General features: G+C 58.9%; 2 protein-coding genes. One reads left to right on the plus strand and one right to left on the minus strand.

From position 1 onward, the window contains the following. The coding region (locus A5624_RS20990) for a class I SAM-dependent methyltransferase (protein ID WP_066870467.1) at positions 1-587 on the plus strand (587 nt) is incomplete at its 5' end. Between the two features lie 60 nt (positions 588-647). Here the strand turns inward: A5624_RS20990 and A5624_RS20995 are convergent. After that, positions 648-808 (minus strand): class I SAM-dependent methyltransferase (locus A5624_RS20995; RefSeq protein WP_197519004.1); only part of this gene is annotated, 161 nt, incomplete at its 5' end.

Here is an 808-nt window from a genome sequence, read left to right on the forward strand (position 1 = left end):
TCACGCTGAGCCGCAATCAATTTGAGTACAGCAAGAACAAGCTGGCCGGATTGCCGACCAGCCGCAACATCGAGGTGCGGTTGCAGGGCTGGGAAGAGTTCGAGGACAAGGTCGACCGGATCGTCACGATTGGCGCCTTCGAAGCTTTCAAGATGGAGCGCTATCCCGCATTTTTCGAGCGCGCCTACGAGATCCTTCCCGACGACGGCCGAATGCTGTTGCACACCATCTTGACCTACACGCAAAAACAGCAGCACGAGCGCGGTGTTTCCATCACGATGAGCGATATCCGATTCGCTCGATTCATCGGCCAGGAAATTTTCCCGGGTGGACAACTCCCGGCGCAGGAAGACATTTTCAAATTCGGCGAGGCGGCGGGCTTCACGATCGAGCGGGTGCAGCTGCTGCAGCAGCATTACGCGCGGACCCTCAACATCTGGGCGGCCAACCTGGAGGCCAATCGCGAGCAGGCGATCGCCATCCAGTCCCAGGAGGTCTACGACCGGTACATGAAGTACCTGACCGGCTGCGCGAAGTTGTTCCGTGCGGGCTACACCGACGTCAATCAGTTCACGCTGGAGAAGTAACCGGCCCAGTAAAGCAATCGGCCCCGAACGGTTCACCGTTCGGGGCCGACTTGTCCCGCCCTACTTGACCAACGTGAATTGCCCCACATTGGTGACACCCTTGCGGAAGAAGTTCTCGCAGCCGGTCAGGTACTTCATGTACTTGTCGTAGACCTCTTCGGACTGCAGGGCGACCGCCTTGTCCTTGTTGGCCTCCAGGTTGGCCGCCCAGATGTTGAGGG

This window comes from Mycobacterium sp. 1482292.6 (assembly GCF_001672995.1).
Taxonomy (GTDB): Bacteria; Actinomycetota; Actinomycetes; order Mycobacteriales; family Mycobacteriaceae; genus Mycobacterium; species Mycobacterium europaeum_A.